Below are 25554 nucleotides of genomic sequence, written 5' to 3' on the forward strand. Positions count from 1 at the left end.
GATCACTTCCGTCGCGTGGTGTGGGGCAGGGAGAGAGAGGCCGGGCGTGCCTCGCCGGCCGACGCGTTCCCGGGCGCGTCAGTATTGATCAGCGCCACCATCAGCGGGGTACTGCCGACGGGACCTGCGGATCCGGCACGCAGCCGATAGCGCTCGGTGCGCACCGCGTCGCGGGCCAGCGGGGCACCGCCCTCGTAGAGCTGGTGCGGCATGGCGTCATTGGCGATACGCAGCTCTGCGTTGCGCCACACGCCCGCCCCGTCGTCCCAGCGCTCCAGTACGAAGCCGTCGGACGGCGGACGTTCGTTCGCCGGGGTTCCGTCGATCAGGATCTCCATCTGGAAGGCGAGCCGCAGATGTCCGTACGCCTGGGTGTTGCCGTTGCGCAGGGTGACAGTGAACTCCTGGGCGGCCCCGCCGCGGACCAGGTCGAGCCGGCCGGCCCTGGTGGCGACCGTCATCCGCAACCACGTCGGTATCGGCGCAGACGATTTGGGAGCTGTGGCGGGCCGGGTGGTCGGCGAGACCGACGGGCTGCTCGGCCGCACGGCGGTGGGGGACGGGGAAGCGGAGGGCGTCGCGGAGATGTCGCTCACCGTGGGCGAGGCCGACGGCAGGGCGGACGTCTCTGCGACCGTCGTCGCGCTCTGCGAATCGGCCGGAGCGGCCGGATCGGCACAACCGGTGAGCACAGCAGCCAGCAGCGCCGCCGACGTACCTGCGACACACATTCTTATGCCTCGCATTGCCGCCCTCGCGAAGTCCGTCTCGACAGGGCGCTCAACGTAACAACGCGAACGTGCCGACTGAAGCGACGCCCGATAACGCTTCGGCTCTCGAAGCAGGACCTCGGCCGCGGGTAGCGTCAGGGCATGTATGTGTCCTTCGACCCCTGGTCGCCCGCGTTCGTCGCCGATCCGTACCCCGCCTACACCGCGCTGCGCGCCGCCGGCCGGGCGCACTACTTCGAGCCGACCCGGCAGTGGCTGATCCCGCACTACTCCGATGTGTCCGGTCTGCTGCGTGACCGGCGCCTGGGCCGGACGTATCTGCACCGGTTCAGCCACGAGGAGTTCGGGCTCACCGCTCCGCCGGCCGCCCACGAGCCCTTCCACACCCTCAACGGGCAGGGGATCCTCGATCTGGAGGCGCCCGACCACACCCGTATCCGGCGACTGGTCTCCAAGGCGTTCACGCCGCGTACGGTCGAGCGGCTCGCGCCGACGGTGGAGCGGCTGGCCGCCGAGCTGGTCGACGCGTTCGTCGCCTCGGGCGGCGGTGACCTGCTGGCGGCGGTCGCCGAGCCGTTGCCCGTCGCCGTGATCGCCGAGATGCTGGGTGTGCCGGAGGCCGACCGGGCGCTGCTGCGGCCCTGGTCCTCGGCGATCTGCGGGATGTTCGAGCTGAACCCGTCGGAGGAGACGGCCCGGGAGGCCGTCCGGGCGTCGGTCGACTTCTCCGCGTATCTGCGGGGGCTGATCGCGGAGCGTCGGACGGACCCCGGTACGGATCTGATCTCCGCGCTCATCGCCGCCCATGACGAGGGAGAGCGGCTCAGCGAGCAGGAGATGATCTCCACCTGTGTGCTGCTGCTGAACGCGGGGCACGAGGCGACGGTCAACACCACCGTCAACGGCTGGTGGACGCTGTTCCGGCACCCGGAGCAGCTGGCGGCCCTGCGCGGTGATCACGGTCTGCTGCCCACCGCGGTGGAGGAACTGCTGCGGTACGACACTCCGTTGCAGATGTTCGAGCGCTGGGTGCTCGACGACATCGAGATCGCCGGCACGGTCATTCCGCGCGGCTCGGAGGTCGCGCTGCTCTTCGGCTCGGCCAACCGGGACCCGGAGCGGTTCGCCGACCCCGACACGCTGGACCTGTCCCGTCCGGACAACCCGCACATCACGTTCGGGGCGGGCATCCATTACTGCCTGGGTGCGCCGCTGGCCCGCATCGAACTGGCAGCCTCGTTCGGCGAGTTGCTGCGCAAGGCGCCGGGCATGCGGCTGGTCAAGGAGCCGGAGTGGCATCCGGGCTATGTGATCCGGGGGCTGAAGGAGCTGAACGTGGAGCTCTGAGAGGGTGGGGGGCCGAGGGCTTTGGCCCCGGCCCCCACGGCTACCGGGCGCGCCCGGTGCCCCTCAGGTCAGGATGTCCCGGCGGCGGAGGGCCGTCAGGCCTGCGGCCACTAGGGCCACCGCTCCCGCCGTCATCAGGAGCACCGGGGTCCACGCCATCTCCGTGCCCGGCAGCTTCGGCAGGTGGCCGAAGGGAGTCAGGTCCATCGCTGACCGGGGCAGGTCGAGTGCCGGGCCGATCCAGCCGATCAGCAGGCTCGCGCCGACCACGCCCCAGGCCACGGGCGCCGCCTTGGGGAGTGCCCCGTACAGCAGCACCGCCAGGCCGCCCAGGAGCCAGATCGCGGGGACCTGGACCAGCGCCGCTCCCAGCACCGCGCCGAACTCGTCGCCGTAGCCGATGGCCAGTCCCAGACCGCCCGCCAGCATGATGACCACCGCTCCGCCGAACGCGATCATCAGGTGACCGGCCGCCCAGCGCAGCCGGCCCAGCCGGTTCGCGAGGAGGGGTTCGGCGCGCTGCGAGGTCTCCTCGCTGTGGAGGCGGAGGATCGACGCCACCGCGTACAGCGCGGCCATCATTCCCAGCATCCCGACCATCGCGGCCAGGAACGCCTGGGTCATGGCCTCCTGGCCCCCCATCCGCGCGAAGATCTCCTTGGCCTGCTCGTTGTCGCCGACCAGATCGGCGGCGCCCTCGGCCATGCCGCCGAAGACGACGCCCGCGACGGCGAAGGCGACGGTCCAGCCGAGCAGGGTGCCGCGCTGCAACCGCCAGGCCAGGCCGCCCGCGGTGGCGAGCTTGCCCTCGGCCGGTCCCGGCCGGGCCGGGAGGAAGCCCATGCCGATGTCGCGCCGGCCGGCCAGGGTGTACGCGACCGCGCCCTGGGCCGCGATCGCCGTCACGGAGAGCAGCAGCACCCACCAGCGTTCGCCCGCGTACGGCCGGACGTTCTCGGCCCAGCCGATCGGCGAGAGCCAGGTCAGGACGGAGGAGCCTCCCCAAGAGCTGAACGCCTGGGAGGTTTCCCCTGCTCTACCGGAGTCACCGGCCGCCCTCAGCAGGAAGGCGAGGCCGACCACGCCGCCTGTCATTCCCTTGGCGAGCCGCGCGCTCTCGGTGAGTTGCGCGACGATCGCCGCCATGGTGGCGAAGACCATGCCGGTGGCGCCGACCGCGAGCCCGAGTGCCAGTGCTCCGGTGCCGCCCTGGCCCGCGAGGCCGCCGGTGATGAACAGGGCGACCAGGCCGTTGGCGACGAGCGCGGTGAACAGGGCCGAGGTCAGCGGGGCGCGCCGCCCCACCATCGCGGAGGAGAGCAGCTCCTGACGGCCCGACTCCTCTTCCTCCCGGGTGTGCCGGATGACGATGATCAGGCTCATCACGGCGGCCAGCGTGGCGGCGAAGACGCCGAACCGCCAGGCCACCAGGGCCCCGACGGAGTCGTCGAAGACCGGTCCGTACATGGCGCGCAACGAACTGTTGGCGGTCATCGACCGGGCGACCTCGGCCCGGTCGGCCGGCGTGTCGTACAGCGTCTCGATGGACGAGCCGCCGCTGACGACCATCAGGGTCAGGACGAGGACCCAGACCGGGAGCATGATGCGGTCCCGGCGCATGGCGAGCCTGAACAGGGGGTTCGTGCCGATGAGTTGGCTGGAGCCGCCCGGGCTCCGTACCGCAAGGTCCGCAGTCATCGCGTCATCGCCTCTTCCGCGACCGTGGACGCGGTGTCCTGGTAGTGGCGGAGGAACAGCTCCTCCAGGGTGGGCGGGGTGCTGGTCAGCGACCGGACGCCCGAGGTGGTGAGCGAGCGCAGCACGGCGTCGAGCTTGTCGGTGTCGACCTGGAGCCGTACGCGCTTGCCCTGGACGTCGAGGTCGTGGACGCCGGGCAGGTCGGTGAGCCCGTTGGGTGCGGCGGCCAGTTCGGCGGTGACGCTGGTACGGGTCAGGTGGCGCAGGTCTGCGAGGGATCCCGTCTCGACGGTGACGCCCTTGCGGATGATGCTGACCCGGTCGCAGAGCGTCTCGATCTCGCTGAGGATGTGCGAGGAGAGCAGCACCGTCTGTCCGCGCTCACGGGCGGCTTCTCGCACGCAGTCCGTGAAGACCTCCTCCATGAGCGGGTCGAGCCCGGAGGTCGGCTCGTCGAGGATCAGCAGGTCGACGTCGGCGGCGAGTGCGGCGACGAGGGCGACCTTCTGGCGGTTGCCCTTGGAGTAGGTGCGCCCCTTCTTCGTGGGGTCCAGCTCGAACCGCTCGACGAGGTCGGCGCGCCGCTGCTTGTCGAGGCCGCCGCCGCGCAGCCGCCCGTAGAGGTCGATGACCTCGCCGCCCGAGAGGTTGCGCCACAGCGTGACGTCGCCGGGGACGTACGCGATACGGCGGTGCACCTCCACCGCTTCGTCCCAGGGGTCCCGGCCGAGGATCTGGGCGGCGCCGGAGTCGGCCCGCAGCAGTCCCAGCAGGACCCGGATGGTGGTGGACTTCCCGGAGCCGTTGGGCCCGAGGAAGCCATGGACCTCACCGGTCTCGACGCTCAGGTCGAGGCCGTCCAGCGCATGTGTCCGCCCGAACGACTTGTGCAGTCCGGCCACGGTGATTGCCTTCGTCATGTTTCACAACGTACGCTAGTTTCACAAACTTGTGAAGTTAAGGAAGTGTATAAAATCCAGTGCATGAACGAGTCCGGGGGCGATGGGGAGACGATGGGACGATGACCAGCGAAACCACCGAAACCGGTGAGACCGGCGCAGACCGGCGTGACGACGAAGCCGTGTCGCGGTTCGTGGAGCGATTCGCCGCCGATATGACCGAGGCGGGCATGCAGCGCATGGCCTCCCGCGTCTTCGCGGCACTCCTCGCGGACGACGACGGCTCGATGACCTCGGCCGAGCTCGCTCTCGCCCTCCAGATCAGCCCGGCCGCCGTCTCCGGCGCGGTCAGCTATCTGACCCAGGTCAGCATGGTCAGCAGGGAGCGCGAGCCGGGCTCCCGCCGCGACCGCTACCGCCTGCACAACGAGATCTGGTACACCACCTTCGCGAGCCGGGACCGCGTCCTCACCCGCTGGGAGGAAACCCTCAAGGAGGGCGCCCGGACCCTGGGCAAGGACACCCCGGCCGGCGAGCGGCTCGCCGAGACGGCGGAGTTCTTCGAGTTCGTACAGACGGAGCTCGCGGGAATGATGGAACGCTGGCGCGCCCACCGCGCGTCCCCGGGCGGCAAGGCGGACTGACGAGGATCAGCCCCCGACTGCCGGAAGTATCAGCGACCACGCCCCCGCCCGCACCGTCCACGTCCGGGTGCGGACCGGGCCCGTGACGTGTATGTCGGCCCGGTAGCGGAAGTCGGCGCCGGAGACCGTCACCGCCTTGGCCTCCCTGGATTCCGTCAGGCCCGGCCCGGTGTGGATCACCACGTCGACCAGGCCGCCGTCGCCCTGTGTGGTCACCGTGATGCCTTCGACCGGGCGGTCCAGGTCGTTCAGCAGGACGCCGTCCGCCTCCACGCGCAGCCGGTGCGTGCGTGGCGGTGTGTGGGCGGTGGCCGGGGCCGGGCGGACCAGGGACGCCACCAGTGAGCGGCAGGTGTCCCAGACCGCCGTGACGCCCGTGTGCGGGGCGCCGGCGGACGGGGGCAGGGCCGGGATGCGCAGCGTGCCGAGGACGACGCCGTCGCTGTCGTCGACCAGCAGGTCCAGCCGGCGGACCGTGCCGTCGAGCGCCGAGCGGGCCGCGGCCACCGCGCCCCGGGGCACGCCGAGCGCGTGGGCCAGTTCCAGCGTGGGTGCGGCGCCGACCGGGATCAGGGACAGGGCGCCGCCGGAGAGCTCGCGCTCCCGGTGGAGATGGGCGACGGCGCGCAGCAGCGCCCGGTCGTCGCCGACGATCACCGGCCTTCGGCTGCCCCGGCGAGACAGGGCCCTGTTGAACTCCTCGGGGGTGTCCGGAAGGCAGATCTTGGCGTGCGAGCCGGCGCTCAGCACATCCTTTGCGATACGGACGGACTCACCGTCGGTCCGGCGGGCAACCGGGTCGATGAGCACCAGAAGCTGGTGGTCGCCGTCGCCGGAGGGCTCTGCAGCCGACACCTCGGTCCTTCCTCGGGTAGCATCTTGGTGCAAGAGCCCCTTGCGCTATTGCGCCAGGGGCTTCGTCTATTCCGGGGCACCCGGTTCGACGGCTCAGGCTTTGCCGCACATCGTCGTGCGGCAGGTACACCTTTACGTACGCCCCCTGACCTTGGACATGCCCCGCCCGGAAGGGGTGTACGCCTGTGCCCGCACTTGTGCTGCTCGGTGCTCAGTGGGGTGACGAGGGCAAGGGGAAGGCCACCGACCTCCTCGGTGGATCCGTGGACTATGTCGTGCGCTATCAGGGCGGCAACAATGCCGGCCACACGGTCGTCGTGGGCGACCAGAAGTACGCACTGCATCTCCTTCCCTCCGGAATCCTGTCGCCGGGGTGTACCCCGGTCATCGGTAACGGAGTCGTGGTCGACCCGGCGGTGCTGTTCTCCGAGCTGAACGGTCTGAACGAGCGAGGCGTCGACACGTCCAAGCTTCTGATCAGCGGTAACGCTCATTTGATCACTCCGTACAACGTCACGGTCGACAAGGTGACGGAACGCTTCCTCGGCTCCCGCAAGATCGGTACCACCGGTCGCGGTATCGGACCGACATACGCGGACAAGATCAACCGCGTCGGTATCCGGGTCCAGGACCTCTACGACGAGTCGATCCTCGTCCAGAAGGTCGAAGCGGCCCTCGAATTCAAGAACCAGCTCCTCGCCAAGCTCTACAACCGGCGCGCGATCGAATCCGGCAAGATCGTCGAAGAGCTGCTCACCTACGCGGACCGGCTCAAGCCGTACGTCGCCGACACGGTGCTGATCCTGAACGACGCCATCGACGAGGGCAAGGTCGTCCTCTTCGAGGGTGGCCAGGGGACCCTGCTCGACGTCGACCACGGCACGTACCCCTTCGTCACCTCGTCGAACCCGACCGCGGGCGGCGCCTGCACCGGTTCCGGCGTGGGCCCGACGAAGATCAGCCGGGTCATCGGCATCCTCAAGGCGTACACCACGCGTGTCGGTGCCGGTCCGTTCCCGACGGAGCTGCTCGACGAGGACGGCGAGGCGCTGCGCCGCATCGGTGGCGAGCGCGGTGTCACCACCGGCCGCGACCGTCGCTGCGGCTGGTTCGACGCCCCGATCGCGCGGTACGCGACCCGGGTCAACGGTCTCACCGACTTCTTCCTCACGAAGCTGGACGTGCTGACCGGCTGGGAGCAGATCCCGGTGTGTGTCGCGTACGAGATCGACGGCAAGCGCGTCGAGGAGCTCCCGTACAGCCAGACCGACTTCCACCACGCGAAGCCGATCTACGAGATGCTGCCGGGCTGGTCCGAGGACATCACGAAGGCGAAGACCTTCGACGACCTGCCGAAGAACGCGCAGGACTACGTGAAGGCGCTCGAAGAGATGTCGGGCGCTCCGATCTCGGCGATCGGTGTCGGCCCCGGCCGCACCGAGACCATCGAGATCAACTCTTTCCTCTAGAGCGGGAAAGCCGAAGAGCGGGAGGGCCGGGACGTCACGTGCGTCCCGGCCCTCCCGCGTACCGCGTCCCGTAACGCCTCAGTCCGCGCCGCAGATCCGCAGGCCCTTGGGGGTCGCGCACGGCAGATGGCCGTGGGTCCTGATGACGTCCTGGCCGCTGCCGCGGCTGAGGTAGCCGAGGAAGCTGGACGCCAGCGAGTCCGCGGGCGGCTGGCCGTAGCTGTAGGCGTATTCGATCTCGCGGTACGGGTAGGCGCTGCTGCCGATCGTGTCGACGGACGGGGTGGCGCCGTCGATCGCGAGCTGGTGCAGCCCCTTCAGTTCGGTTCCGGCGCGCAGCTCGCTGTAGCCGATGGCTCCGGGGAGCTTGGCCACGGTGGACAGCACCTGTTCGGTGCTGTCGAGTTCGCAGCGGGTGACCACGGCATGCGGGTCGTCCTTGGTGGCGCAGTCGTGGGAGGACTGGGCGGGCTCGTTGCGGCCGAGTACGCGCCGCTGGAAGACCTCGCGGGTGCCGGAGTTGGCGTCCCTGCTGACCAGCAGGACCTTCAGGTCGGGGCCGCCGAGGACCTTCCAGTTACGGATGTCGCCCTGGTAGATCTTCCGGATGTCCTCCAGCGAGAGGTCGCGCACCGGCACCCGGTCGTTGACGACGAGGGAGAAGAGCGAGACCGCGATGCGGTTCTCGCGCAGCTGCGGGTAGCCGCCCGTCTTCGGGCCGTCGGAGAGGGCGACCAGCGCGGGGGAGCCGTACTTGGCCTCCTTGGCGCCCTGGTCGGCGAGCCGCCGTATGCCGGCGGTGGAGCCGTGCGCGTCCACCTGGATGGTGGAGCCCTCGCACTCCTTCTCGTACTTGTCCGCCAGTTCCCGTACGACGGGGGCGAAGGCGGTGGAACCGGTGACCGTCAGCTCGCCCGTGGCGCAGCCGATCGGCGGCCGGCTGTCGTCCCGTACGAGGATGATCGAGGCGAGCGTGACGACGCAGACGGTCAGGGCCACGGTGATCAGCCGGGCGGCCCGGCCGAACAGCGGCGGCTTCTCGTCGGGGCGGGCGGCCTTGTTCGGGGCCACCACGCCGTCCCGGATGCCGCCGGTGATCGTGATGGGGCTGCCCACGTTCCCACCGGTGAGCAGGACGAGCAGCTTGAAGTGCTCGTTGCGGTTGAGCGGGACCCGGGGCAGCCGGATCAGGGGCCCGCTGTGCCGCATCCCGCCCGCCGGGGTGAAGTGCTCCATCAGATGGTCGGCGTTCGGCGACTGCGTGACCGCTATCCCCCGGACCGTGCGGTCGGTGAACTCGACGGTCAGACCGTGCAGTTCACGACCCGTGTAGTCGCTGTCCCCGATGGACTGCGAGCCGTCGTTCTCCACCCGCAGCAGGACGAGCGTGGCATCGGCCATGTCCGGCGTCTCGTTGAAGAGCCCGAGCCGCACATTGGCCCGCCCGTGACTGACGTCCCTGCCGATCGGGGTGTCCATCTGGACTCGGTAGCCGATGCGTTTGCGGCGGGGTACCCGGCGCTCGTACCAGAGCACCCCGACGGACGCCAGGACACCCAGTACGGCGGTGAGCACGGCCACGACGTTCTCGGCGCTGAACCACTCCACGGCTTCCTCGCACTCCCCCGAGCACTCCCCGACGCGCACGGGCGTGCGCCTGTCGCGGCCATCAGTTCGCGTCACCGTACGTGCGGCGCAAGGGGGTTGGAGGGTGCGCAGAGGTCCCGTCGACTGAAGTTCGCCCGTTGTTCGCCCGCTCCGCCAACCCTGGTCTAGACCTTGACAGGTACAGACCATTCGGCTTGAGTGACGGTCACCCCCCATTGCGGCGTACGGGCAGCCCCTTGCGCCGCGCCGAAGGAGTGATCACCTTGATCAGACGCGTCCTGAGTCTGCTGACCGCGCTGGGCGCGGTCGTCGCGACGATCGTCATCCTCCCCGCCACCACGGCCGCGGCGGCCACCTGCGCCCCGGCCTGGAACGCCTCGTCCGTCTACACCGGAGGCGGCACCGCCTCCTACAACGGGCACAACTGGTCCGCGAAGTGGTGGACCCAGAACGAGACCCCGGGCACAGCCCAGGTCTGGGCCGACAGCGGCACCTGCGGTTCCGGCGGCGGTACGGACCCGGGCGAGCCCAGTCCTTCGGGCTTCGTCGTCAGCGAGGCGCAGTTCAACCAGATGTTCCCGAGCCGGAATTCGTTCTACACCTACAGCGGACTGACCGCGGCCCTGAGCGCCTACCCGGCCTTCGCCACCACCGGCAGCGACACGGTCAAGCGTCAGGAGGCGGCGGCGTTCCTCGCCAACGTCAGCCATGAGACCGGCGGTCTGGTGCACATCGTCGAGCAGAACCAGGCCAACTACCCCCACTACTGCGACAGCAGCCAGCCCTACGGCTGCCCGGCCGGCCAGGCCGCCTACTACGGCCGCGGTCCGATCCAGCTCAGCTGGAACTTCAACTACAAGGCGGCCGGTGACGCACTCGGAATCGACCTCCTCCGCAACCCGTACCTGGTGGAGCAGAACGCCTCCGTGGCCTGGAAGACCGGCCTCTGGTACTGGAACACCCAGAACGGCCCCGGCACCATGACGGCCCACAACGCCATGGTCAACGGCGCCGGATTCGGCGAGACGATCCGCTCCATCAACGGCAGCCTGGAGTGCAACGGCGGCAACCCCGCGCAGGTCCAGAGCCGCATCGACAAGTACCGGGCCTTCACCCAGATCCTGGGCACCACCCCCGGCTCGAACCTGAGCTGCTGACAGAGGGCCCCCACCCGGACGGGGGGTGCGCACGGCTGCGGCCGGGTGTGCCCCCCGTTGCGGTGCCCGGAGTGCCCGGACAGGCCCTACACCAGCGGCGGCTTCACGGACATCAGCAGATGCTGGTGCGTGGTCCGCGCGGGGACCGGATCGCCCGTGATCATCGCGCGCTGCCCCGGGCCCAGCAGGTGCAGCCGGACCACCGGCTCCTCGAAGGAGGTCAGCGCGTCCATCAGATACGAGGGGTTGAACGCGACCGTCATCCCGTCGGCGCCCTCCAGCGTGGCCGGCAGCCGCTGCGCGGCCACATCGTCCTCGTATCCCGCCTGGAGCAGCACCGAGCCGTCCGCGGCCGAGAAGGTCAGCTGGATCGGACTGTCGCCGTCGGCCACCACCGAGACCCGCTTGACGGCCTCCACAAGACCCGCCCGGTCCGTCACCGCGAGCGCCGGGTCCGCCATCGCGAACAGCTTGTCGTGGCGCGGCAGCCGTCCGTCCAGCAGCCGCACCGTCGTCCGCATCCCCGCATGCTCGAAGCCGGCCGAACCGGAGTCCAGCGCGACGCTGACGAGCCCCGAGCGGCCCAGTGAGCGGGCGATCTCGGTCAGTCTGCGCGCCGACACCACCACATCGGCGGTGACGTCGGGCGCCGCCGCCTTCCAGGGCAGGGTGCGCACCGCGAAGCGGTACCGGTCGGTGGCCGCCAGCGTCATCGTCGTTCCGTCGAGGCCGAGCCGGATGCCGGTGAGCGTGGGCAGGGTGTCGTCCCGCCCCGCGGCCACCGTCACATGGGCGACCGCCGCCGCGAACTCGGCCGCGTCCACCGCCCCACGGACCTCCGGGAGTGTGGGCAGTGCCGGATAGTCGTCGAGCGGCAGCACCGAGAGGCCGAAGCGGGCGCCGTCCCCCGTGACGGCAAAGCGTGAGCCCTCCACCGCACACTCCACGGCGCCCTCGGGCAGCACCTTGCAGATGTCCAGCAGTCTGCGCCCCATCACCAGCACCCGGCCGGGCCGCAGCGTCTCGGCCTCCACGTCGATACAGGCCGATGCCTCGAAGTCGAGCCCGGAGATACGCAGTCGGCCACCCTCCGCCGCGAGCAGCAGCCCGCCCAGGACGGGCACGGGCGACCGTGTGGGCAGCACCCGGGCCGCCCAGGCGACGGCGTCGGTCAACTCACCACGTTCAATGCGGAACTCCATGGCGGGGCTTCTCCTCATCGGTCACCGGAGTGCCGACGCTAGGGGACGCCACTGACAGTCCCCCCTGCTGCCCGCCGGGCGAGAGCCGACGACAGCGACCACCCCCGTGGGCCGCTGCCATCGACTGCTCCCCCGGTTTCCCTTCATGCCCGGCTTCCCCCGAAGGCCGGGACACGTTCGGACTCTAGGGGGCCGGGCAGTAGACGGGGAGCTTCACTTCGCACTCCGTGGGACTTCGGGGGTATCAGTTCGCACAGTCAAACCGGTACGCTTCGCTCCGATTTCAGCGGAGCAAGCCGGCCGAACAAGCCGGCGGAGGCCGGTCGAACGGGAGATCGCGTGCACGGGCCGGAACGGGCCGAGGACGTACTGCGGATGCACCGCCTGGCCCGCGTCGGCGGAACGGCGGAGCTGCTGCGGTGGCTCGCCCTGCGCGCCGACGGCTGGGCCGGTCTGCTCGACTCCGAGGGCACGGTGCTCCACGCCGCCGCCGCGCCGCAGCCGGGGGTGCTCCCTGAAGTGCTCCAGGAGGCCGCCGCGCTGGCGGCCGAGGGCGTCGTCGTACTGAAGGGCCGGGGCGTCAGCGCGTACTCCTTCGACAAGGACACGTACACCGGGCTGCTGTTCCCCCTCGACGGCCCCGCGGGCACATCCGTCCCCGTGCTCGCCGTCCTCGCACCCCGCCCACCGCCCGCCGGGCTCTCCACGCTGCTGGCCGACGTGATGATGCCCCTGACGCTGTGCTGGGAGTCCGAGACCGTCGAACGCAAGCGCCGCCGCGTCGACCTCGCCGAGTCCCGGGGCCGGGAAGCCGTCCTGCACCTCCTGATGACCGGTCAGCTGTCCATCGCGCACCAGGTGGCCGGCGCGCTGCGGCCGAGGCTCCCCGATCCGGTTCAGGTGTGCGTGGTCGAGTGTTCGGGCGGAAGCCGCGACGAGGTGGCGAGGGTCTGCAGAGACGTCTCCGGCGACCGGTCGTGGATCGTGCGCTGCCCTGTCTACGCACGCCATCTGATCCTCGTGATGCCCGCGGGGGAGAAGGCGGCCGGCACCCCTCTCGATCTGGCCATCGCCGCGCTCGTGGACGACTGCGTCGTCGGAATCAGCGAGGTGATCCCGCTCTCCGACACGGCGACCGGCTACCGGCAGGCGTTCCACGCACTCGCCGTGGCCCGCGGACTCCCCAGCCGGCATTCCTGCTTCGGCCTCTCGCCGGAACCTGCCCTGGTCGTCGGCAGCGCGGGCGCGCAGTGGGCGAACACCCTGCTCGGCCCCCTGCTGGCGTACCGACCGAGACGTTCCCAGGACCCCGGCAGCCAGGAACTCGCTGCGACCCTCGGCTCCTGGCTGGCCTTCTCGTCCGGCGCCACCCAGCACCTCAAGATCCACCGCAACACGCTGACCGCCCGGCTGCGGCTGATCGGCGAGCTGCTCGGCCTGGACCTGGACCGCCTCGCGGACCAGGCCGCACTCGACCTCGCCCTTCGCGTACGCGCGACACCCGCCCGGCCCCGCACCACGCGCCCCGGCACCCCGGAACCGGGCTCCGTCACGGACCTCGACGGGCTGCTGGCCGGTCCCGCCCTCCAGGCCTGGGCGGCCGAGCAGGTACGGGCGCTGGCCCCGGCCGGTGACACGGCAGAGGCGACCCTGCGCACCTGGCTCGCGTGCGAGGGCCGCCTCGGTTCTACGGCGGAGGAGCTGGGCATCTCCGTGCCGGGTGCCCGCAAGCGGCTCACCCGGCTCGAAGCGGTACTCCAGCGCTCACTGCTCAGAACCCCGAGCGCCCGCTACGACCTGTGGCTGGCGTTCCGGGCCGCGGATCTCACTACCTCGTGAAGATGAAGTACTTCCAGCTGCCGTGCGTGGTGCTGTTCACGCTGTCGCCCGACGACCCGTTCACGTACGAGGCACGCACGCGCATCTTGTAGCCGGTCTCGTGGGGGCCGTTGAGCGTGATCGAGGTCCGGCCGCTGGTGGAGAGCTTGAAGTAGTCCCAGCCCACGTCGTACCAGGTGCCCTGGTAGTAGAGCTCCAGGGACAGCTTGTGAGAGCGGCCCTGGTAGTAGCTCATGGTCGTGTTGAAGACCGGGTTGGTCGTCTTGTGGAAGTACGCGTACGACCGCGTGCCGATCTTCGCGTTCTTGTACTCCTTGGTGACGGAGGTCGACACCTTCACCCGGGCGTACGCCGTCGACTTCACGGACCTCGGCGCGTAGCGCGAGTCACCCCGGAACACGGCGGTGACGGCCGTGTCCCGCTTCATGTCGACGACGACCGACAGATTGCCGTTGGAGTTGACCGTGCCCTTGCGGACCAGCTTCTTGGGCTTGTCGGCACCGAACGGGTCCACCCACAGCTCGACCACGCGGTTCTTGTACGTCGTACCGAGGTGTGCCGTGAACGAGACGTCCTTGCCGTACGAGTAGACCGACTTGTTCCGGTTCAGCGTCAGGCTGGGCTTGGCCCGGGACACGGTGACGGAGTCGTATCCGGAGGACGCGGAGTGCGTGGCGTCACCGGCGTACGCCACCTTGTAGGTCACCTTGCCGCCGGAGGGCGGGGAGTTGGTGAACGAGAAGGTGCCGTTCGCGTTCAGGGCCACCGAGCTCGGCGCGGTGCCCTTCGGCGACTCCATGTCGACGCGGGTCACCGCGATCCGCGCACCGGCCGGGAACGGCGTGTTCGACGCGACCTTGCCGGTGACGGTGAGCCGCTGGGCGCGGGTCGCCGTCGTCGGGGCGTTCACCGTGACGGTGGTGGCCGACTTGGTGGGCTCGGTCAGGACGCGGAGGGAGAACTCGCTCCGGCTGTTGCCGGACACGGCGAAGAGCCGGCTGCCACCCGGCTCCCAGGCAAGGCCGCCCACGGCCAGGAGGTCCGAGCCGCTGCTGTCCCCGGTGTTGGGGAAGTCGTACTGCCTGACCGGGGTCGAGGCGCCGGGCTTGAAGACATGGACGTCCGGGTCGTACGAGGAGTCGCTTCCCGCCGCGACCGTCCCGTCGGCCGCGATGGCGACGCCGTTCGCGTAGTGCTCGGTGGGGTAGGTCCCCACCTCCGCGAGGTCCGTGGTCTGCCGGACGAAGTGACGGTCGGCCACGTTCGCCGTGACGAGGCGACTGCCGTCCGGGGTGAACGCGAGGTCCTTGGTGCTGCCGTACGAGTCGTCCGTGAAGGCGGTACGGGTGGCCGTGCCGGTGGCGACGTCGAAGACACCGAGCAGGCCCGAGGACGTGGTCTCGTCCCCGGCGGCCAGGGTGTTCGGCGCACCCGCCGTGGCGGCGAGCTTCGGGGCCCCACGCCAGCCGCTCGCGTCGTCCTGGCCGAGCGCCACCACGGGCTCGGGACCGGACAGGTCCAGCGAGCCGAGGTTGCCCTTCTCCTCGAAGCCGTATCCGAACCAGACCTTGCCGCCCGCGAGGGCGAGGTGCTCCGGATCGGTTCCCTCGCCGGTCGCGTAGCGGGCGGTCTGCGTGACCGTCTGCGTCTCGAACGAGACGATGGAGTCGTCACCCGGCACAGCCGCGTACAACTGCCCCGAATCGGCGGAAAGAGCAAGCCCGTTCACGCCCGGCAGTCCGGTCAGTGTGGCCTGGACCCGGCCCGCGTAGTCGGTGGCGACGAGCTTGCCGCTGTACGGATCGCTGATGAAGATCCTCTGGTGGACGCCGTCCACGACGATGTCCCCCGCCGCCATGATCGGCAGGATCGCACTGCTGTCGGCGGCGGCCGGATTGGCGGCGCCACCGACGAGAACTACTGAACTGAAGAGGACCGCGAGCGCTGTCGCGGTCGAAATTCTGCGCGTACGCAAAGTGTCTGTTACCCCCACGGTAAGAGGGGCCGCGTGGCACCCGGAGATGAGAGAGGGGTGCGGCCCGGATCGCAGGGTATGGCATGGCACCGACAGTCAGCGCGGAATATGCGGCTGACGTATGTGGCTGACGAGGGACGGGGTGGTACCCCGTCGCCCCGTCAGCCGCCCCGTCACTGCTGGAGGTCGCCGCCCAGGAGTGTTCCGAGGGTCGTGGGAAGCCCCAGGTGGGCGGTCCCGAAGGCCACCGACGACGTGTACACGGGCAGGGTCGTACTGCCCGGCAGCACCCACACGCCACCTCGGTCGTCCTCCCAGGCCGCCCCTACGGCGATTTCGGGCCTGCCGTCGCGGTTGAGGTCCCCGGCGGTCACGGTCGATCCGAACTGGTCGGCGGCCTCTGCTCCGCCCGGCACCCCGGCGGTGTTCTGCGTGAAGCCGTACGCCCCGGTGCCCAACTGGCCCGTACGGCGGCCGGGCACGACGGTCACGGCCCCGGCGGCCGACTTGGTGCCGACATCCTCACCGGGCGCGCCGATCACGATGTCGCCCACGCCGTCCTTGTTCAGGTCTGCGACGGCCACGGACGCCCCGAACGTGTCGTAGCGCTCGCCCCCGCCGGGTACGCCGGAGGTGTCCTGGTGGATGGTCATGGGCGCCTTGTCGTACGCCACACCTGTCGCGGAACCGAACCACACGTGGACGGCGCCACCGATGTGACCGATGGGACCTTCCTCGTCCGGCTCGTCGGGGTCGCCGGCCACCAGGTCCCCGTAACCGTCCCCGTTGACGTCACCGATGGCCGAGGTGAGCCCCTCGCCCATGACTTTGAGGGGCGCATAGGGATGGTCGGTGGAGTTCACGAACACGAGCCCGCCGCTGTGCCCGCCCATGCGGCCGGTGACGAGCACGCGGTCGGCGGCCTTGTCCCCGTTCAGGTCTCCGAGTGACGCGGACCGCATCCAGCCGGTCTCGTCGTGCAGCGTGGACGAACCGACCACGCCGGTCCGGCTGATCGGACCCCTCAGCTCCGTAGTCGTGTTTTCGTTGACGACCAGCACCTGTGCTCCGTCCGGACCGGACCACGCGGCCACGTCCTTGCCCACGTACCCGCCGGTCTCCACCCGCGTCGGCAGCACAGCCCCGGACACCAGGCCGCTCCTGCTGCCCCACAGGACCGTCGCCGAGCCTGCCCCCTTCGCGGTACCGATGGTCTCGTAGATGGAGCCGACCACCAGGTCCGCGTACCCGTCCTTGTCCAGGTCCGCGAGCGCACTGGACGAACCGAAGTGATCCCCGGGCTCGGCCGCCCCCGGCACTCCGGGCGAACTCTGAGTGATCACGGCCTTCTTGCCCGCCGAAACTCCGGTGACGGACCCGTAGAGCACGACCACGGCGCCGGCGTCGTAGTGGCCGTTCACGGTGGCGCGGGGCGCCGGGACGACGAGGTCGGCGTAACCGTCCCCGTTGATGTCCTGCGGCACCGGCATCGGCGCGGCGAGCGCTGTCCCCCCCGGACAGCGTCGCGGCGGCGACGGTCATTGCGGCCAGTACGGCCACGCGTCTGCGACGAGACGTACGTGCGGTCATGTGTGTTGCCCCCACCCTGCAGAAACGATGTTGGGGGCATTCAGCCACGCGGGAGCGCGGCACCGCAATGAGGATGCCGTCGTCACTCCAATGGATGAACTGTCGTACGGGTGCGGGGCGGCCGGTGGTTCGGCGCAGTGGGCCGTCGTCCGGATGAAAGGGCAGGTCAGGGGCGCTTTGGTGCGCGGGACGTGATGCCTCGAACGTATCTGGACTATGCCACTGGCTAATGCGCGAGTGGCTGTGTGTGGCGCTAGCGTCACCACAGTCGAGCCCGCCCATGGAGAAACGGAGCGCCGTGACCGTCACACTCGTACGCCCTGAGGTGGTATACCGCAGGTATACTGACCGCATGGCTGACACCACGATCAAGGTCGACCCCGCCGTACGTGACCGCCTTCAAGAGCTTGCCCGGGACCGTGGCATCACCATGCGCGATCTGCTCACCGAGCTGGCCGGTGCGACTCCGACGAAGGAGGAGCTGGCCAGGCAGCGCGAGGAGACGAAGGCGTACGTCGAGGAGCACTTCCTCGGCAGGCCTTACACGGACGAGGACGAGAAGGCCGGAGACAAGCTCTGGGCCGACGTCCTGGCCGGGCGCATCGGAGAGGTCCAGTAATGGCGGAGGAGCAGTACCCACTCCCGCGCGCGATCATCTTCGACGACTCCGCCGCGCTCGCTCTCGGAGCGGGCAACCGGATGACGTCCCGGTTCGTCGTCGAGGCGGAGAAGGATCAGGCGCTGCGGATCTACATCCCGGCTCTGTGTCTCGCCGTCGCCGAGAGCGAACGTGCGGGCGTGGCAGAGCACTTGGGCGCGCTGCCGTCCCTGGACATCACGGAACTGGACTTCGCCGGCGCGGCAGCCGTCGGAAAGCAGCTGCGAGGTGAGGCGCGCGGCGACTGGAGCGGCGCGCACGCGCTGCACCTCGCCCGGCCGTCGATCGAGTGGCCGAGGGGCCGTCCCGTCCTGACGAGGAGCCCGTCCCGGTACAAGGGCACGGGCGTACGGGCCATCCGTATCGAGGACTAGCCCGGTACGAGGGCAGGAACGCGGGGCCGGGCATACGTGCCCGGCTCCGCACGCGCTCAGCCCGCCCAGGTGAGGAACATCGACCAGGCGTCGGGGGCGACCTCGAAGGCGGGGCCTCCGGGGACCTTGGAGTCCCGGACGTGGACGGCGTGGGGGGCAGGTGGCTACCTCGATGCACTCGCCGCCGCTATCGCTGCTGTACGAGGACTTGTGCCAGTCGAAGGCGACTTCGATGCAGTTCCCGCCGCTGTCGCTGCTGTAGCTGGACTTGAACCAGCGCAGGGTGTTGGCCGCTGGCGTGGCGGTATCCGCCGACGTGTCCGGGGCGCTTCGTGCACACGCTGATCCTGCTCAACGCGGCGTTTCTGCTGCTGGGGTGACGGGGCGGGGGCTCAGTAGCCCCAGCCTGCGTAGATGGCGACGTTCTTGCCGTTGTCCCTGGCTCCGACGCACACATCGCGCCAGTCGAGCAGCCAGCCGCTGGGGCGGCAGGTCTCCTGCTGGAGGTCCAGTTTGCGGATGATCTCCGGGCGGGACAGGCCGTCCTCGCTGGTGACCGTCACGACGCGCCAGCAGCCGCCGGAACCGCAGTTGGTGCCTTCGTCGACCACGGTGATGCCGGGCGGTAGCGGGGGTACGGCCCTGGCGGACGGGGCGTCCGAGCCTTCGGTGATCATCAGCGCGTACAGGAGGCCGACGACGAGCGTGAGGGCGAACTGCGTCCCCAGGAAGCCGATGGCTCCGTTGCGGCGGGGGATCCATTCCGGGGGAGGGGAGCTCTCGTGCCGGCCTTCCAGCCCTGCGCCGCAGGCGATGAGCAGGGGCGCGAGGGCCGTGTACACGAGATGGGCGTCGGGCCGGGGTGCGTCGATCCAGCCCTGCTGGACGCTGATCAGCACGCCCCCTCCGGCGAGCAGCGCGCCGCCGATCGCGAAGCCGATGGGGCGGGTGCGGGCGATCGTCATCCAGACGACGACGGGCGCGACGGCGAAGAGTATCCCCAGGACAGTCCACATGTGGTGCACGACCTCCACGACCTTCACCCGACGACGACGGCAGCATGACGGGGGACGTCATGCTGCCGTCGTACGGTTCCGCCGGGTTACGGGAACGAAGGCCGGCCTGGGACTACGTGGTCGGGATGTAGTCGAAGTTCGGCGTGAGCGTGCCGAACAGGCTGCCCGGGCGCGGACCCGGGGAGCCCGTCACATCGGCGAAGAGGTTGGAGAACTCCTCCGTCGTGCGGAACGGGACCTTCTCCAGCCGGAAGCCGGTGAGGCTCGGGCGCGCGCTGGCCAGTGCCTCGGTGCGGGTGGTGTCGGCGACCTGGACCTCGTCCGAGAGGGCCTCGCCGTTCACCGTGACGCCCGCGGAGTAGCCGGGCGTCGGCATCAGGCGGATGTACGTCGCCTTGAGCGTGATCGTCTGGTTGGTGGCTGCGTGGTGGAGCTTCAGGCCGCCCGGGTAGAAGATGCGGCCCTCGGAGTCGAGGCCGTCACCGGCAGTCGAACCGATCGGCATGGAGAATCCGCGGCCGTCCGCGTCCATCGTGAACGGGCTGATGGTCTCCAGGGTGACGCCCGACTGTTCCAGCCAGGCCAGCGACTCTTCGCTGAGGGCCAGCTGCGCATCGCCCCAGGGCGAGATGTAGGCGCCCGGGAACGGGTCGGCGGCTGCCACCGTGCGCGCGGCGTCGGCGGACTGCGGGGAGGCAGCTCCGGCGGAAGCCATGCCGAGCGGCACGGTGAGTGCGGCCACGGCGGCGAGGACGGTGAGACGACGGATTCCGCGCATACTCATGGACCCTTTTCTGTCTGTGGGGGGTGGGGGCCGGGATGGGGGCCGCAACCGGAGACTCCGGTCGGCCGGGCCCAACAGGTTTAGTTGTAAGCCGAGTTCATCGGTGATGCCGTGATGCCGCGCAACGGGCGAAGCGGTCGACTCCCTGTCGGGTATGTCCATGAATGCATATATGTGCACTGTGGTAAAGCGTTCTTGGTCCGCCTTAGGCCGCCCGGCGGAAATCGGCCACGCGACTGGCGGCGATCAGCGCGCTGCGGTCGCGTCAAGATCAACAGCGATCCAGTGTGGGGCAACTCCCCCCACACAGCACTGGAGAACGGCATGCCTGGATTCGTTGGAACTCCCGGATTCAACAGATTCACCGGACTGTCCCGCAGGAAACTCACCGTCCTCGCCACTGCCACCGTCGCGCTGACCGCCGCCTCAGTGGCGGGTCCGCTCATGGGCACCGGCGAGGCGGGCGGACATATCGACGCCCCGTCCTCCGTGCTCGATTCCCCGGTGGACCTCACCGACGTCTACGCCTTCACGAGCCCCGACAACCACGACATGGTCACCCTCGTCGCCAACGTCCGGCCCTTCCAGATGCCGGGCACCGCGGCCAACGCGCTGGTCGACTACCCGTTCGCGACCGGGGCGCGTTACGAGATCCACACCGACGCCGACGGAGACGGGGCGCCAGACACCACGTACCGCTGGACGTTCCGCGACGAGGACCGTCGGCCGTTCGGGATCGGCCCGAAGGTCGGTCCGTTGCCGGTGACTTCGCTCGACGACAGCTCGCTCGGTGTCCGGCAGAAGTACACCCTGGAGAAGGTCGCCGCCGACGGCTCCGCCACGAAGCTGCTGACCGACGCCATTGCCTCGCCCACCAACACCGGCCGGGTCCTGATGCCGAACTACGGCAAGCTGCGGACGCAGGCCACCCGCGACCTGCCCGGAGGCGGACGTACGGTGGCCACCCAGGCGGCGGACTCCTTCAAGGCCGACAGTCAGGTCTTCGGACTCTTCACGGTCGGTACGTCGGGCCCCGTGCCCGGCTGGTTGCCCGACGCCCAGCCGCTGTCCGCGCTGAACGTGAACAGCCTTGTGCTGCAGGTACCCAAGAGCGAGGTGGCACTCAAGGGCAACCCGGAGCGCAACCCGGTCGTCGGTGTGTGGGCTTCCGTCTCGCGGCAGGGCGCCGACCTGGGGCGCAGTCTGAAGGAGCAGGCCCCCACCTTCCGTCAGGTCTCCCGGAACGGCACCCCGCACGTCGCTTTCGGGGTGTACGGCTCCACGATCGGGTTCTCGAAGCCCGGCGGGCCCGAGGACCGGTTCCAGGCGCGCGCCCCGAAGGACGACCATCTGGAGACGGACTTCCTGGCCGCGACGCTCGACCCCGTACCGCCGAAGCGCATCGAGAGGGCCCAGGGACGCAAGGCGCCCGCAGTCCCCCGCCGCGACATCCAGGCCCTGTTCATGAAGGGCATCGGGAAGTCCAACGGCTCGCTGTTCGGCTTCGACCTCAACACCCACACGATGAACGCCGACGCCGACCCCGGCCGCATCAGGCTCGCCGAAATGCTCCGGCTCAACCTCACCACTCCGGTGACGGCCCGCCCGAGGGCGCACGGCGTCCTCGACGGTGACCTCCAGGGCTTCCCCAACGGGCGTCGCCTCAACGACAACATCGACGGACCGCTGATCCGGATGCTGGAGGGCGAGCCCGCCGGTCCGTCCGCGATGGGTCTGCTGCCCGACCCGGTCCTGCGCCTCGAACCCGCCGACGCGCAGGCCACGTTCCCCTACCTCAACCTCCCGCACGCGGGCCCGTGAAGCGTCTGATCACCGCTGCGGGCGGAGCGGTGGCCGTGGCCGGCTGTGTGGCGGGACTCCTGTACCTGGGGCCCGGAGCCGGCCGGCCACCGGCCGACCCCCCACTCGCCGGAGCGGGAACCGACGTGCGGGCCGGGGCCATTGGCGAGCTCGACACCGCCCGTGAGCGCACCCGGGCGCACCCGAAGGAGCCCACGGTCTGGGCGGCCCTGGCCCGTGCCGAGATCGAACAGGCCCGCACCACGCTGGACGCGGCCCGTCTGGACGCCGCCGACCTCGCCCTGCGCCGCTCGCTGTCCCTCGGCCCCACGGACAACTACGCGGCGGAGACGGGCCGTGGGCTGCTCGCCAACGCCCGGCACGCCTTCACCGAGGGCCGCGCCCAGGGGCTGCGGGCCACCCGGATGGCACCGGACCGGCCGGACGGCTACGCCGTACTGGCCGACGCGGAGATTCAGCTCGGCCACTACTCGGCCGCACGGGCGGCGGTACAGCGCCTGCTCGACCTCGCCCCGGCCTCGGCCGCGTACAGCAGAGCCGCGTACGACCTGGAGACGAACGGCAGAACGCAGGATGCGGAGATCGCGCTCCGGCGCGCGGTGGACAGCGCGACTGGTCCGGACGAACGGGCCTTCGCCGAAGCCAGGTTGGGGGATCTGGTCTGGTCCCGAGGTGCTGTGGACCGGGCGGACACGCACTACCGCCGGGCGCTGGACGCCGTACCGGACCACCCGTACGCACAGGCCGGAACGGCCAGGGTGCTCGCCGCACGGGGCGAGCGGGGCAAGGCACTTGAGCTGTACGAGCGGCTTGTCGCACGGACACCGCTGCCGCAATTCCTGCTGGAGGCGCTCGAACTGCGCGGTGCGGCACCGTCGGACGGGCGCCGGCCCGGGGGAGAGGCGGCGGCGCTGGCCGCGCAGGTGCGCCTCTCGCTCGCGGACGGCGGACCGGTCGACCCGCAGCTCGCCCTCTTCGCGGCGGACCACGGCGATCCGAAGGACGCGGTGGACCTCATGAGCCGGGAGTGGAAGCACACGCGCAGCGTCATCGCGGCCGACGCGCTCGGCTGGGCCCTGCACCGGGCGGGCCGGGCCGCGGAGGCGCTCCCGTACGTCCGCAAGGCGGCCTCGACGGGCTGGAAGAGCGCGCTGTTCCGCTACCACCGCGGCGCCGTCGAGCAGGCACTCGGCAGGCCCGAAGGGGCGCGGCACCTGCGCGAAGCCCTCGCTCTGAACCCGCACTTCTCTCCGTACCACGCACCGCGCGCCACCGAAATGAGCCGTGAATGACCCGCCTTCGCCGCGTCGCAGCCGCGGCACCCGCACTGATCCTGCTCACCCTGACGGCGGCGCCGCAGGCCCACGCCCATCCGCTGGGGAACTTCAGCGTCAACCACTACGACGGGCTGCGGCTCGCGCACGACCGGATCGAGGACACCGCCGTCGTCGACAGCGCGGAGATCCCCACCGCGCAGGACCGGGCCGCCACGGACACGGACCACGACGGGCGGATCTCCCGGGCCGAGACGGCGGTCAGGGCGACCGAGCGGTGCACCGGGCTGGCGCGGAGGACCAGGGCCGCGGTGGACGGGCAGCAGCTGCGCTGGCGCACCGGGCGCGCCTCTTTGACGTACGCGCGAGGCACCGCGAACCTTCCTGTCAGCCGCCTGACCTGCGCGCTGCGCGCCGACGCCGATCTCTCCCGGGCGGCCCGTGTCACGTTCGCCTCGGGGGCGGACGTGACACGGGCCGGCTGGAAGGAGATCACCGCGGTAGCCGGGCCGGGGGTACGGCTGGCCGAGTCGTCGGCCCCGGCGACGAGCCCGAGCCGGGTGCTGCGCCGCTACCCGGCGAGCGGGTCGGACCGGCCGCTGGACGTGCCCGGCGCCGAGTTCCGTACGGCGCCGGGCGGCGGGGCGGCCGGGGCGGTCGGCGAGGTCGGGGAGGGGGGAGCGCAGGCGGTGGACCGGGGTGCGGTCCTCTTCCCCGCGCTGGAGAACCGACTCACGGAGCTGACGGCGGGCCGGGACCTGACGCTGCCCGTCGGCCTGCTCGCGGTTCTGCTGACCCTGCTCCTGGGCGCGGGCCACGCGGCGCTGCCGGGCCACGCGAAGCTCGCGGTGGCGGCGTGCCTGGCGCGGCGCGAGGGAGGTGTACGGGCGGCGCTGGCCGTGGGCGCCACGGTCACGATGACCCACACGGCGGGCGTCCTGGCGATGGGCCTGCTGCTGACGGGGGGCGGAAGCTTCCTGGGGGAGCGGCTGCTGGGGTGGCTGGGTGCGGTGAGCGGGGCGGTGATCGCGGTGCTGGGGACGGTGCTGGTGGTGACGGCGGTACGGAGGCTGCGGGCGGGAGGGGAGGGCGGCCCGCAAGAGGGCCACGGCCACGGCCACGGCCACGGCCACGGCCACGGCCATCACCATCACCATCACCATCACCATGACCATCACCGTGACCGCACCGGGCTGCCCGCGCTGCTCGGTGTGGGACTGGCGGGGGGTCTCGTGCCCAGCCCCTCCGCTCTGGTGGTGTTGCTGGGGGCGGTCGCGTTGAGCCGTACGTACTTCGGGGTGCTGCTCGTCGTCGGATACGGGGTCGGCATGGCCCTCACCCTGACTTCGGCCGGCCTGCTGCTGTCCGGCGGCGGAACGAGGCTCGCGAGCCTGGGGGAGCGGCGGCTGCCGGGGTTGCGCCGCTACACGCGATACGGGCCGGTTCTGACGGCGCTGGTGGTCCTGGCGGTAGGAGTAGCCCTGACGACCCGCAACCTGACCTGACCACCCGAGCAAACTCAGGCGCCTCCGGCGGCTTCGCCGCCCACCGCGTCCACCGCCTCCGACAACCGCTCCAGCACCCGCACCGTCTCCGCGAACCCCTCCGCCCCCAACTCCTCCGCAAGCCGCGCAGCGAACTCCGCATGGCCGGGGCCGATCCGCGACACCGCCGCCCGCCCCTCCTCCGTCGGACGGAGCAGCTTCGCCCGGCGGTGGGCCGGATTCGGTACGTACTCCGCCAGCCCCTTCCCCACCAGCAGATCCGCGATCCGCTGCACGCTCTGCCGCGTGATCCCCATCGCCCGCGCGATCCCGGACACCGGCAACGGCTCATGCAGCACCGCTCCGAGCACCTGCCACCACGCCGCCGTGAGCCCGGCCGGCCGGGCCAGTTCCTCCGACACCGCGAGGAACTGCCCGTTCAGCCGGAACACCCCCAGCGCGGTCCGGCTCAACCGTTCCTGGTCGTCGGAGCCGCTCATCCCGCCAGCACCTCGTACGCACTCGCGTCGGAGTCGTGGAACAGCCGGTACCAGGCGTCCAGCTTCTCCGCCCCGTACACCCCCAGCAGCCCGAACACCTCCCGCGCGAACGCCACCGGCTCCGTCGGCCCGGCCGTGATGAGGCCGCCGTCCGTCACCGCGTCCGCCTCCACGTACCGCGCGCCCCCCGCGTACCCCGTGGCCGCCAGGTAGAAGGAGACCGCGCTCGTGTGGGCCCGGTCGTCGAGCAGCCCCTCGCGCGCGAGCCCGGCTGTCGCCCCGCAGATCGCCGCCACCGGCACCCCCGCGTCGAGGAAGGCGCGGGCCTTGCGGGCGAAGGGGGCCAGCTCGTCACCGGTGTCCCAGAGGCTCGCCCCGGTCAGGATGAGCAGCGCACTGTCCTCGGGCCGCAGCTCGTCCAGCGCCAGATCGGGCTGGATACGTACCCCGCCCATGGTGGTGACCGATTCCGTCGTGAGCCCGACGGTCCGCACCGTGCCGCCGTTCTGTGTGAGATGGGCCGTGGTGTAGCCGGTCTCCCAGTCGGCGAAGGTGTCGTAGACGGCCAGATGAACGGTCTTGCGGGTCATGGCGACCTCCAGGTCTGGAAACGCGGAACCTTCGGCACA

At 70.7% G+C, this 25554-nt stretch carries 23 protein-coding genes and 1 pseudogene; 11 read left to right on the forward strand and 13 right to left on the reverse strand.

The window, feature by feature from the left end; translation table 11 throughout:
- Nucleotides 1–2: 2 nt before the first annotated feature.
- Nucleotides 3–461 carry a hypothetical protein gene (locus ACFT7S_RS03720; protein WP_382726466.1) on the reverse strand — a complete coding sequence of 153 codons (459 nt, stop codon included), beginning with the start codon at nucleotides 459–461 and terminating at the stop codon, nucleotides 3–5.
- A 40-nt stretch (nucleotides 462–501) separates the two neighbouring features.
- On the opposite strand from ACFT7S_RS03720, the gene ACFT7S_RS03725 reads away from it, so the two are divergent.
- Both ACFT7S_RS03725 and ACFT7S_RS03730 read left to right on the forward strand, forming a co-directional pair.
- Complete coding sequence (locus ACFT7S_RS03725) at nucleotides 502–789, forward strand: hypothetical protein (RefSeq protein ID WP_382726469.1); 288 nt, start codon at nucleotides 502–504, stop codon at nucleotides 787–789.
- 83 nt (nucleotides 790–872) lie between these two features.
- Nucleotides 873–2078 (forward strand): cytochrome P450, encoded by a 1206-nt coding sequence (locus ACFT7S_RS03730; RefSeq protein ID WP_382726471.1) that lies wholly within the window; start codon nucleotides 873–875, stop codon nucleotides 2076–2078.
- A 63-nt stretch (nucleotides 2079–2141) separates the two neighbouring features.
- Here ACFT7S_RS03730 and ACFT7S_RS03735 read toward each other — a convergent pair whose 3' ends face one another.
- Together ACFT7S_RS03735 and ACFT7S_RS03740 are read right to left on the reverse strand one after the other, a co-directional pair.
- Nucleotides 2142–3776, reverse strand: coding sequence for an ABC transporter permease (locus ACFT7S_RS03735; protein WP_382726474.1), 1635 nt, complete (start codon nucleotides 3774–3776; stop codon nucleotides 2142–2144).
- On the reverse strand, nucleotides 3773–4696 hold the full coding sequence (locus tag ACFT7S_RS03740; protein ID WP_382726477.1) for an ATP-binding cassette domain-containing protein: 924 nt from the start codon (nucleotides 4694–4696) through the stop codon (nucleotides 3773–3775). The genes ACFT7S_RS03735 and ACFT7S_RS03740 overlap by 4 nt, the downstream gene beginning before the upstream one ends.
- Nucleotides 4697–4797: 101 nt before the next feature.
- Here ACFT7S_RS03740 and ACFT7S_RS03745 point away from each other — a divergent pair, with 101 nt between their 5' ends.
- Nucleotides 4798–5319 carry a GbsR/MarR family transcriptional regulator gene (locus ACFT7S_RS03745; protein ID WP_382726479.1) on the forward strand — a complete coding sequence of 174 codons (522 nt, stop codon included), beginning with the start codon at nucleotides 4798–4800 and terminating at the stop codon, nucleotides 5317–5319.
- Between the two features lie 6 nt (nucleotides 5320–5325).
- Here the strand turns inward: ACFT7S_RS03745 and ACFT7S_RS03750 are convergent, their stop codons facing one another.
- Nucleotides 5326–6174, reverse strand: coding sequence for a diacylglycerol kinase (locus tag ACFT7S_RS03750; RefSeq protein WP_382726481.1), 849 nt, complete (start codon nucleotides 6172–6174; stop codon nucleotides 5326–5328).
- Between the two features lie 185 nt (nucleotides 6175–6359).
- On the opposite strand from ACFT7S_RS03750, the gene ACFT7S_RS03755 reads away from it, so the two are divergent.
- Entirely contained in the window at nucleotides 6360–7643 is a 1284-nt protein-coding gene (locus tag ACFT7S_RS03755) for an adenylosuccinate synthase (RefSeq protein ID WP_382726483.1), read from the forward strand.
- 78 nt (nucleotides 7644–7721) lie between these two features.
- Here the strand turns inward: ACFT7S_RS03755 and ACFT7S_RS03760 are convergent, their stop codons facing one another.
- On the reverse strand, nucleotides 7722–9251 hold the full coding sequence (locus tag ACFT7S_RS03760; protein WP_382726812.1) for a substrate-binding domain-containing protein: 1530 nt from the start codon (nucleotides 9249–9251) through the stop codon (nucleotides 7722–7724).
- Nucleotides 9252–9514: 263 nt separating this feature from the next.
- Between ACFT7S_RS03760 and ACFT7S_RS03765 the strand changes: the two genes are divergently transcribed.
- Nucleotides 9515–10408, forward strand: a complete 894-nt coding sequence (locus ACFT7S_RS03765; RefSeq protein WP_382726486.1) for a glycoside hydrolase family 19 protein — start codon at nucleotides 9515–9517, stop codon at nucleotides 10406–10408.
- Between the two features lie 86 nt (nucleotides 10409–10494).
- Here ACFT7S_RS03765 and dnaN read toward each other — a convergent pair whose 3' ends face one another.
- Nucleotides 10495–11610 (reverse strand): DNA polymerase III subunit beta, encoded by a 1116-nt coding sequence (gene dnaN / locus ACFT7S_RS03770; RefSeq protein ID WP_382726489.1) that lies wholly within the window; start codon nucleotides 11608–11610, stop codon nucleotides 10495–10497.
- Nucleotides 11611–11985: 375 nt separating this feature from the next.
- Between dnaN and ACFT7S_RS03775 the strand changes: the two genes are divergently transcribed.
- Nucleotides 11986–13449: a helix-turn-helix domain-containing protein gene (locus ACFT7S_RS03775; protein WP_382726814.1), complete on the forward strand. Its 1464-nt coding sequence runs from the start codon at nucleotides 11986–11988 to the stop codon at nucleotides 13447–13449.
- On the opposite strand, the gene ACFT7S_RS03780 is transcribed toward ACFT7S_RS03775, so the two are convergent.
- Both ACFT7S_RS03780 and ACFT7S_RS03785 read right to left on the reverse strand, forming a co-directional pair.
- Nucleotides 13439–15424 carry an Ig-like domain repeat protein gene (locus tag ACFT7S_RS03780; protein WP_382726817.1) on the reverse strand — a complete coding sequence of 662 codons (1986 nt, stop codon included), beginning with the start codon at nucleotides 15422–15424 and terminating at the stop codon, nucleotides 13439–13441. The two genes, ACFT7S_RS03775 and ACFT7S_RS03780, sit on opposite strands and share 11 nt — an antisense overlap.
- A gap of 173 nt (nucleotides 15425–15597) precedes the next feature.
- Nucleotides 15598–16914: a hypothetical protein gene (locus tag ACFT7S_RS03785; RefSeq protein ID WP_382726491.1), complete on the reverse strand. Its 1317-nt coding sequence runs from the start codon at nucleotides 16912–16914 to the stop codon at nucleotides 15598–15600.
- A 452-nt stretch (nucleotides 16915–17366) separates the two neighbouring features.
- Between ACFT7S_RS03785 and ACFT7S_RS03790 the strand changes: the two genes are divergently transcribed.
- Nucleotides 17367–17633: a hypothetical protein gene (locus ACFT7S_RS03790; protein WP_382726494.1), complete on the forward strand. Its 267-nt coding sequence runs from the start codon at nucleotides 17367–17369 to the stop codon at nucleotides 17631–17633.
- Entirely contained in the window at nucleotides 17633–18046 is a 414-nt protein-coding gene (locus tag ACFT7S_RS03795) for a hypothetical protein (protein ID WP_382726497.1), read from the forward strand. The genes ACFT7S_RS03790 and ACFT7S_RS03795 overlap by 1 nt, the downstream gene beginning before the upstream one ends.
- Before the next feature lie 56 nt (nucleotides 18047–18102).
- Here the strand turns inward: ACFT7S_RS03795 and ACFT7S_RS03800 are convergent.
- From ACFT7S_RS03800 to ACFT7S_RS03810, 3 genes and pseudogenes are all read right to left on the reverse strand, one after another.
- Nucleotides 18103–18328, reverse strand: a pseudogene (locus tag ACFT7S_RS03800) (DUF397 domain-containing protein).
- A 110-nt stretch (nucleotides 18329–18438) separates the two neighbouring features.
- The gene (locus ACFT7S_RS03805) at nucleotides 18439–19080 is read right to left on the reverse strand and encodes a hypothetical protein (protein ID WP_382726499.1); all 642 of its coding nucleotides are present in this window, start codon (nucleotides 19078–19080) and stop codon (nucleotides 18439–18441) included.
- 94 nt (nucleotides 19081–19174) lie between these two features.
- Complete coding sequence (locus tag ACFT7S_RS03810; RefSeq protein ID WP_382726501.1) at nucleotides 19175–19846, reverse strand: hypothetical protein; 672 nt, start codon at nucleotides 19844–19846, stop codon at nucleotides 19175–19177.
- Nucleotides 19847–20170: 324 nt separating this feature from the next.
- On the opposite strand from ACFT7S_RS03810, the gene ACFT7S_RS03815 reads away from it, so the two are divergent.
- From ACFT7S_RS03815 to ACFT7S_RS03825, 3 genes are read left to right on the forward strand one after another with little or no spacing between them, the layout of a single operon-like run.
- The gene (locus ACFT7S_RS03815) at nucleotides 20171–21667 is read left to right on the forward strand and encodes a DUF4331 domain-containing protein (RefSeq protein ID WP_382726504.1); all 1497 of its coding nucleotides are present in this window, start codon (nucleotides 20171–20173) and stop codon (nucleotides 21665–21667) included.
- On the forward strand, nucleotides 21664–22959 hold the full coding sequence (locus ACFT7S_RS03820) for a tetratricopeptide repeat protein (RefSeq protein WP_382726506.1): 1296 nt from the start codon (nucleotides 21664–21666) through the stop codon (nucleotides 22957–22959). The genes ACFT7S_RS03815 and ACFT7S_RS03820 overlap by 4 nt, the downstream gene beginning before the upstream one ends.
- On the forward strand, nucleotides 22956–24446 hold the full coding sequence (locus ACFT7S_RS03825; protein WP_382726509.1) for a nickel transporter: 1491 nt from the start codon (nucleotides 22956–22958) through the stop codon (nucleotides 24444–24446). The genes ACFT7S_RS03820 and ACFT7S_RS03825 overlap by 4 nt, the downstream gene beginning before the upstream one ends.
- A gap of 14 nt (nucleotides 24447–24460) precedes the next feature.
- Here the strand turns inward: ACFT7S_RS03825 and ACFT7S_RS03830 are convergent, their stop codons facing one another.
- Together ACFT7S_RS03830 and ACFT7S_RS03835 are read right to left on the reverse strand one after the other, a co-directional pair.
- Entirely contained in the window at nucleotides 24461–24925 is a 465-nt protein-coding gene (locus ACFT7S_RS03830) for a MarR family winged helix-turn-helix transcriptional regulator (RefSeq protein WP_382726510.1), read from the reverse strand.
- Complete coding sequence (locus ACFT7S_RS03835; RefSeq protein WP_382726513.1) at nucleotides 24922–25515, reverse strand: type 1 glutamine amidotransferase family protein; 594 nt, start codon at nucleotides 25513–25515, stop codon at nucleotides 24922–24924. The genes ACFT7S_RS03830 and ACFT7S_RS03835 overlap by 4 nt, the downstream gene beginning before the upstream one ends.
- Nucleotides 25516–25554: the final 39 nt, after the last annotated feature.

It is taken from the genome of Streptomyces sp. NPDC057136, assembly GCF_042670885.1.
Classification (GTDB): domain Bacteria; phylum Actinomycetota; class Actinomycetes; order Streptomycetales; family Streptomycetaceae; genus Streptomyces.

Coding starts and splice junctions, on each gene's coding strand:
- ACFT7S_RS03720 (WP_382726466.1), bottom strand. CDS start 461: ATGACGGTCGCCACCAGGGCCGGCCGGCTCGACCTGGTCCGCGGCGGG.
- ACFT7S_RS03730 (WP_382726471.1), top strand. CDS start 873: ATGTATGTGTCCTTCGACCCCTGGTCGCCCGCGTTCGTCGCCGATCCG.
- ACFT7S_RS03735 (WP_382726474.1), bottom strand. CDS start 3,776: ATGACTGCGGACCTTGCGGTACGGAGCCCGGGCGGCTCCAGCCAACTC.
- ACFT7S_RS03740 (WP_382726477.1), bottom strand. CDS start 4,696: ATGACGAAGGCAATCACCGTGGCCGGACTGCACAAGTCGTTCGGGCGG.
- ACFT7S_RS03745 (WP_382726479.1), top strand. CDS start 4,798: ATGACCAGCGAAACCACCGAAACCGGTGAGACCGGCGCAGACCGGCGT.
- dnaN (WP_382726489.1), bottom strand. CDS start 11,610: ATGGAGTTCCGCATTGAACGTGGTGAGTTGACCGACGCCGTCGCCTGG.
- ACFT7S_RS03775 (WP_382726814.1), top strand. CDS start 11,986: ATGCACCGCCTGGCCCGCGTCGGCGGAACGGCGGAGCTGCTGCGGTGG.
- ACFT7S_RS03785 (WP_382726491.1), bottom strand. CDS start 16,914: ATGCCGGTGCCGCAGGACATCAACGGGGACGGTTACGCCGACCTCGTC.
- ACFT7S_RS03790 (WP_382726494.1), top strand. CDS start 17,367: ATGGCTGACACCACGATCAAGGTCGACCCCGCCGTACGTGACCGCCTT.
- ACFT7S_RS03795 (WP_382726497.1), top strand. CDS start 17,633: ATGGCGGAGGAGCAGTACCCACTCCCGCGCGCGATCATCTTCGACGAC.
- ACFT7S_RS03810 (WP_382726501.1), bottom strand. CDS start 19,846: ATGAGTATGCGCGGAATCCGTCGTCTCACCGTCCTCGCCGCCGTGGCC.
- ACFT7S_RS03815 (WP_382726504.1), top strand. CDS start 20,171: ATGCCTGGATTCGTTGGAACTCCCGGATTCAACAGATTCACCGGACTG.
- ACFT7S_RS03825 (WP_382726509.1), top strand. CDS start 22,956: ATGACCCGCCTTCGCCGCGTCGCAGCCGCGGCACCCGCACTGATCCTG.
- ACFT7S_RS03830 (WP_382726510.1), bottom strand. CDS start 24,925: ATGAGCGGCTCCGACGACCAGGAACGGTTGAGCCGGACCGCGCTGGGG.
- ACFT7S_RS03835 (WP_382726513.1), bottom strand. CDS start 25,515: ATGACCCGCAAGACCGTTCATCTGGCCGTCTACGACACCTTCGCCGAC.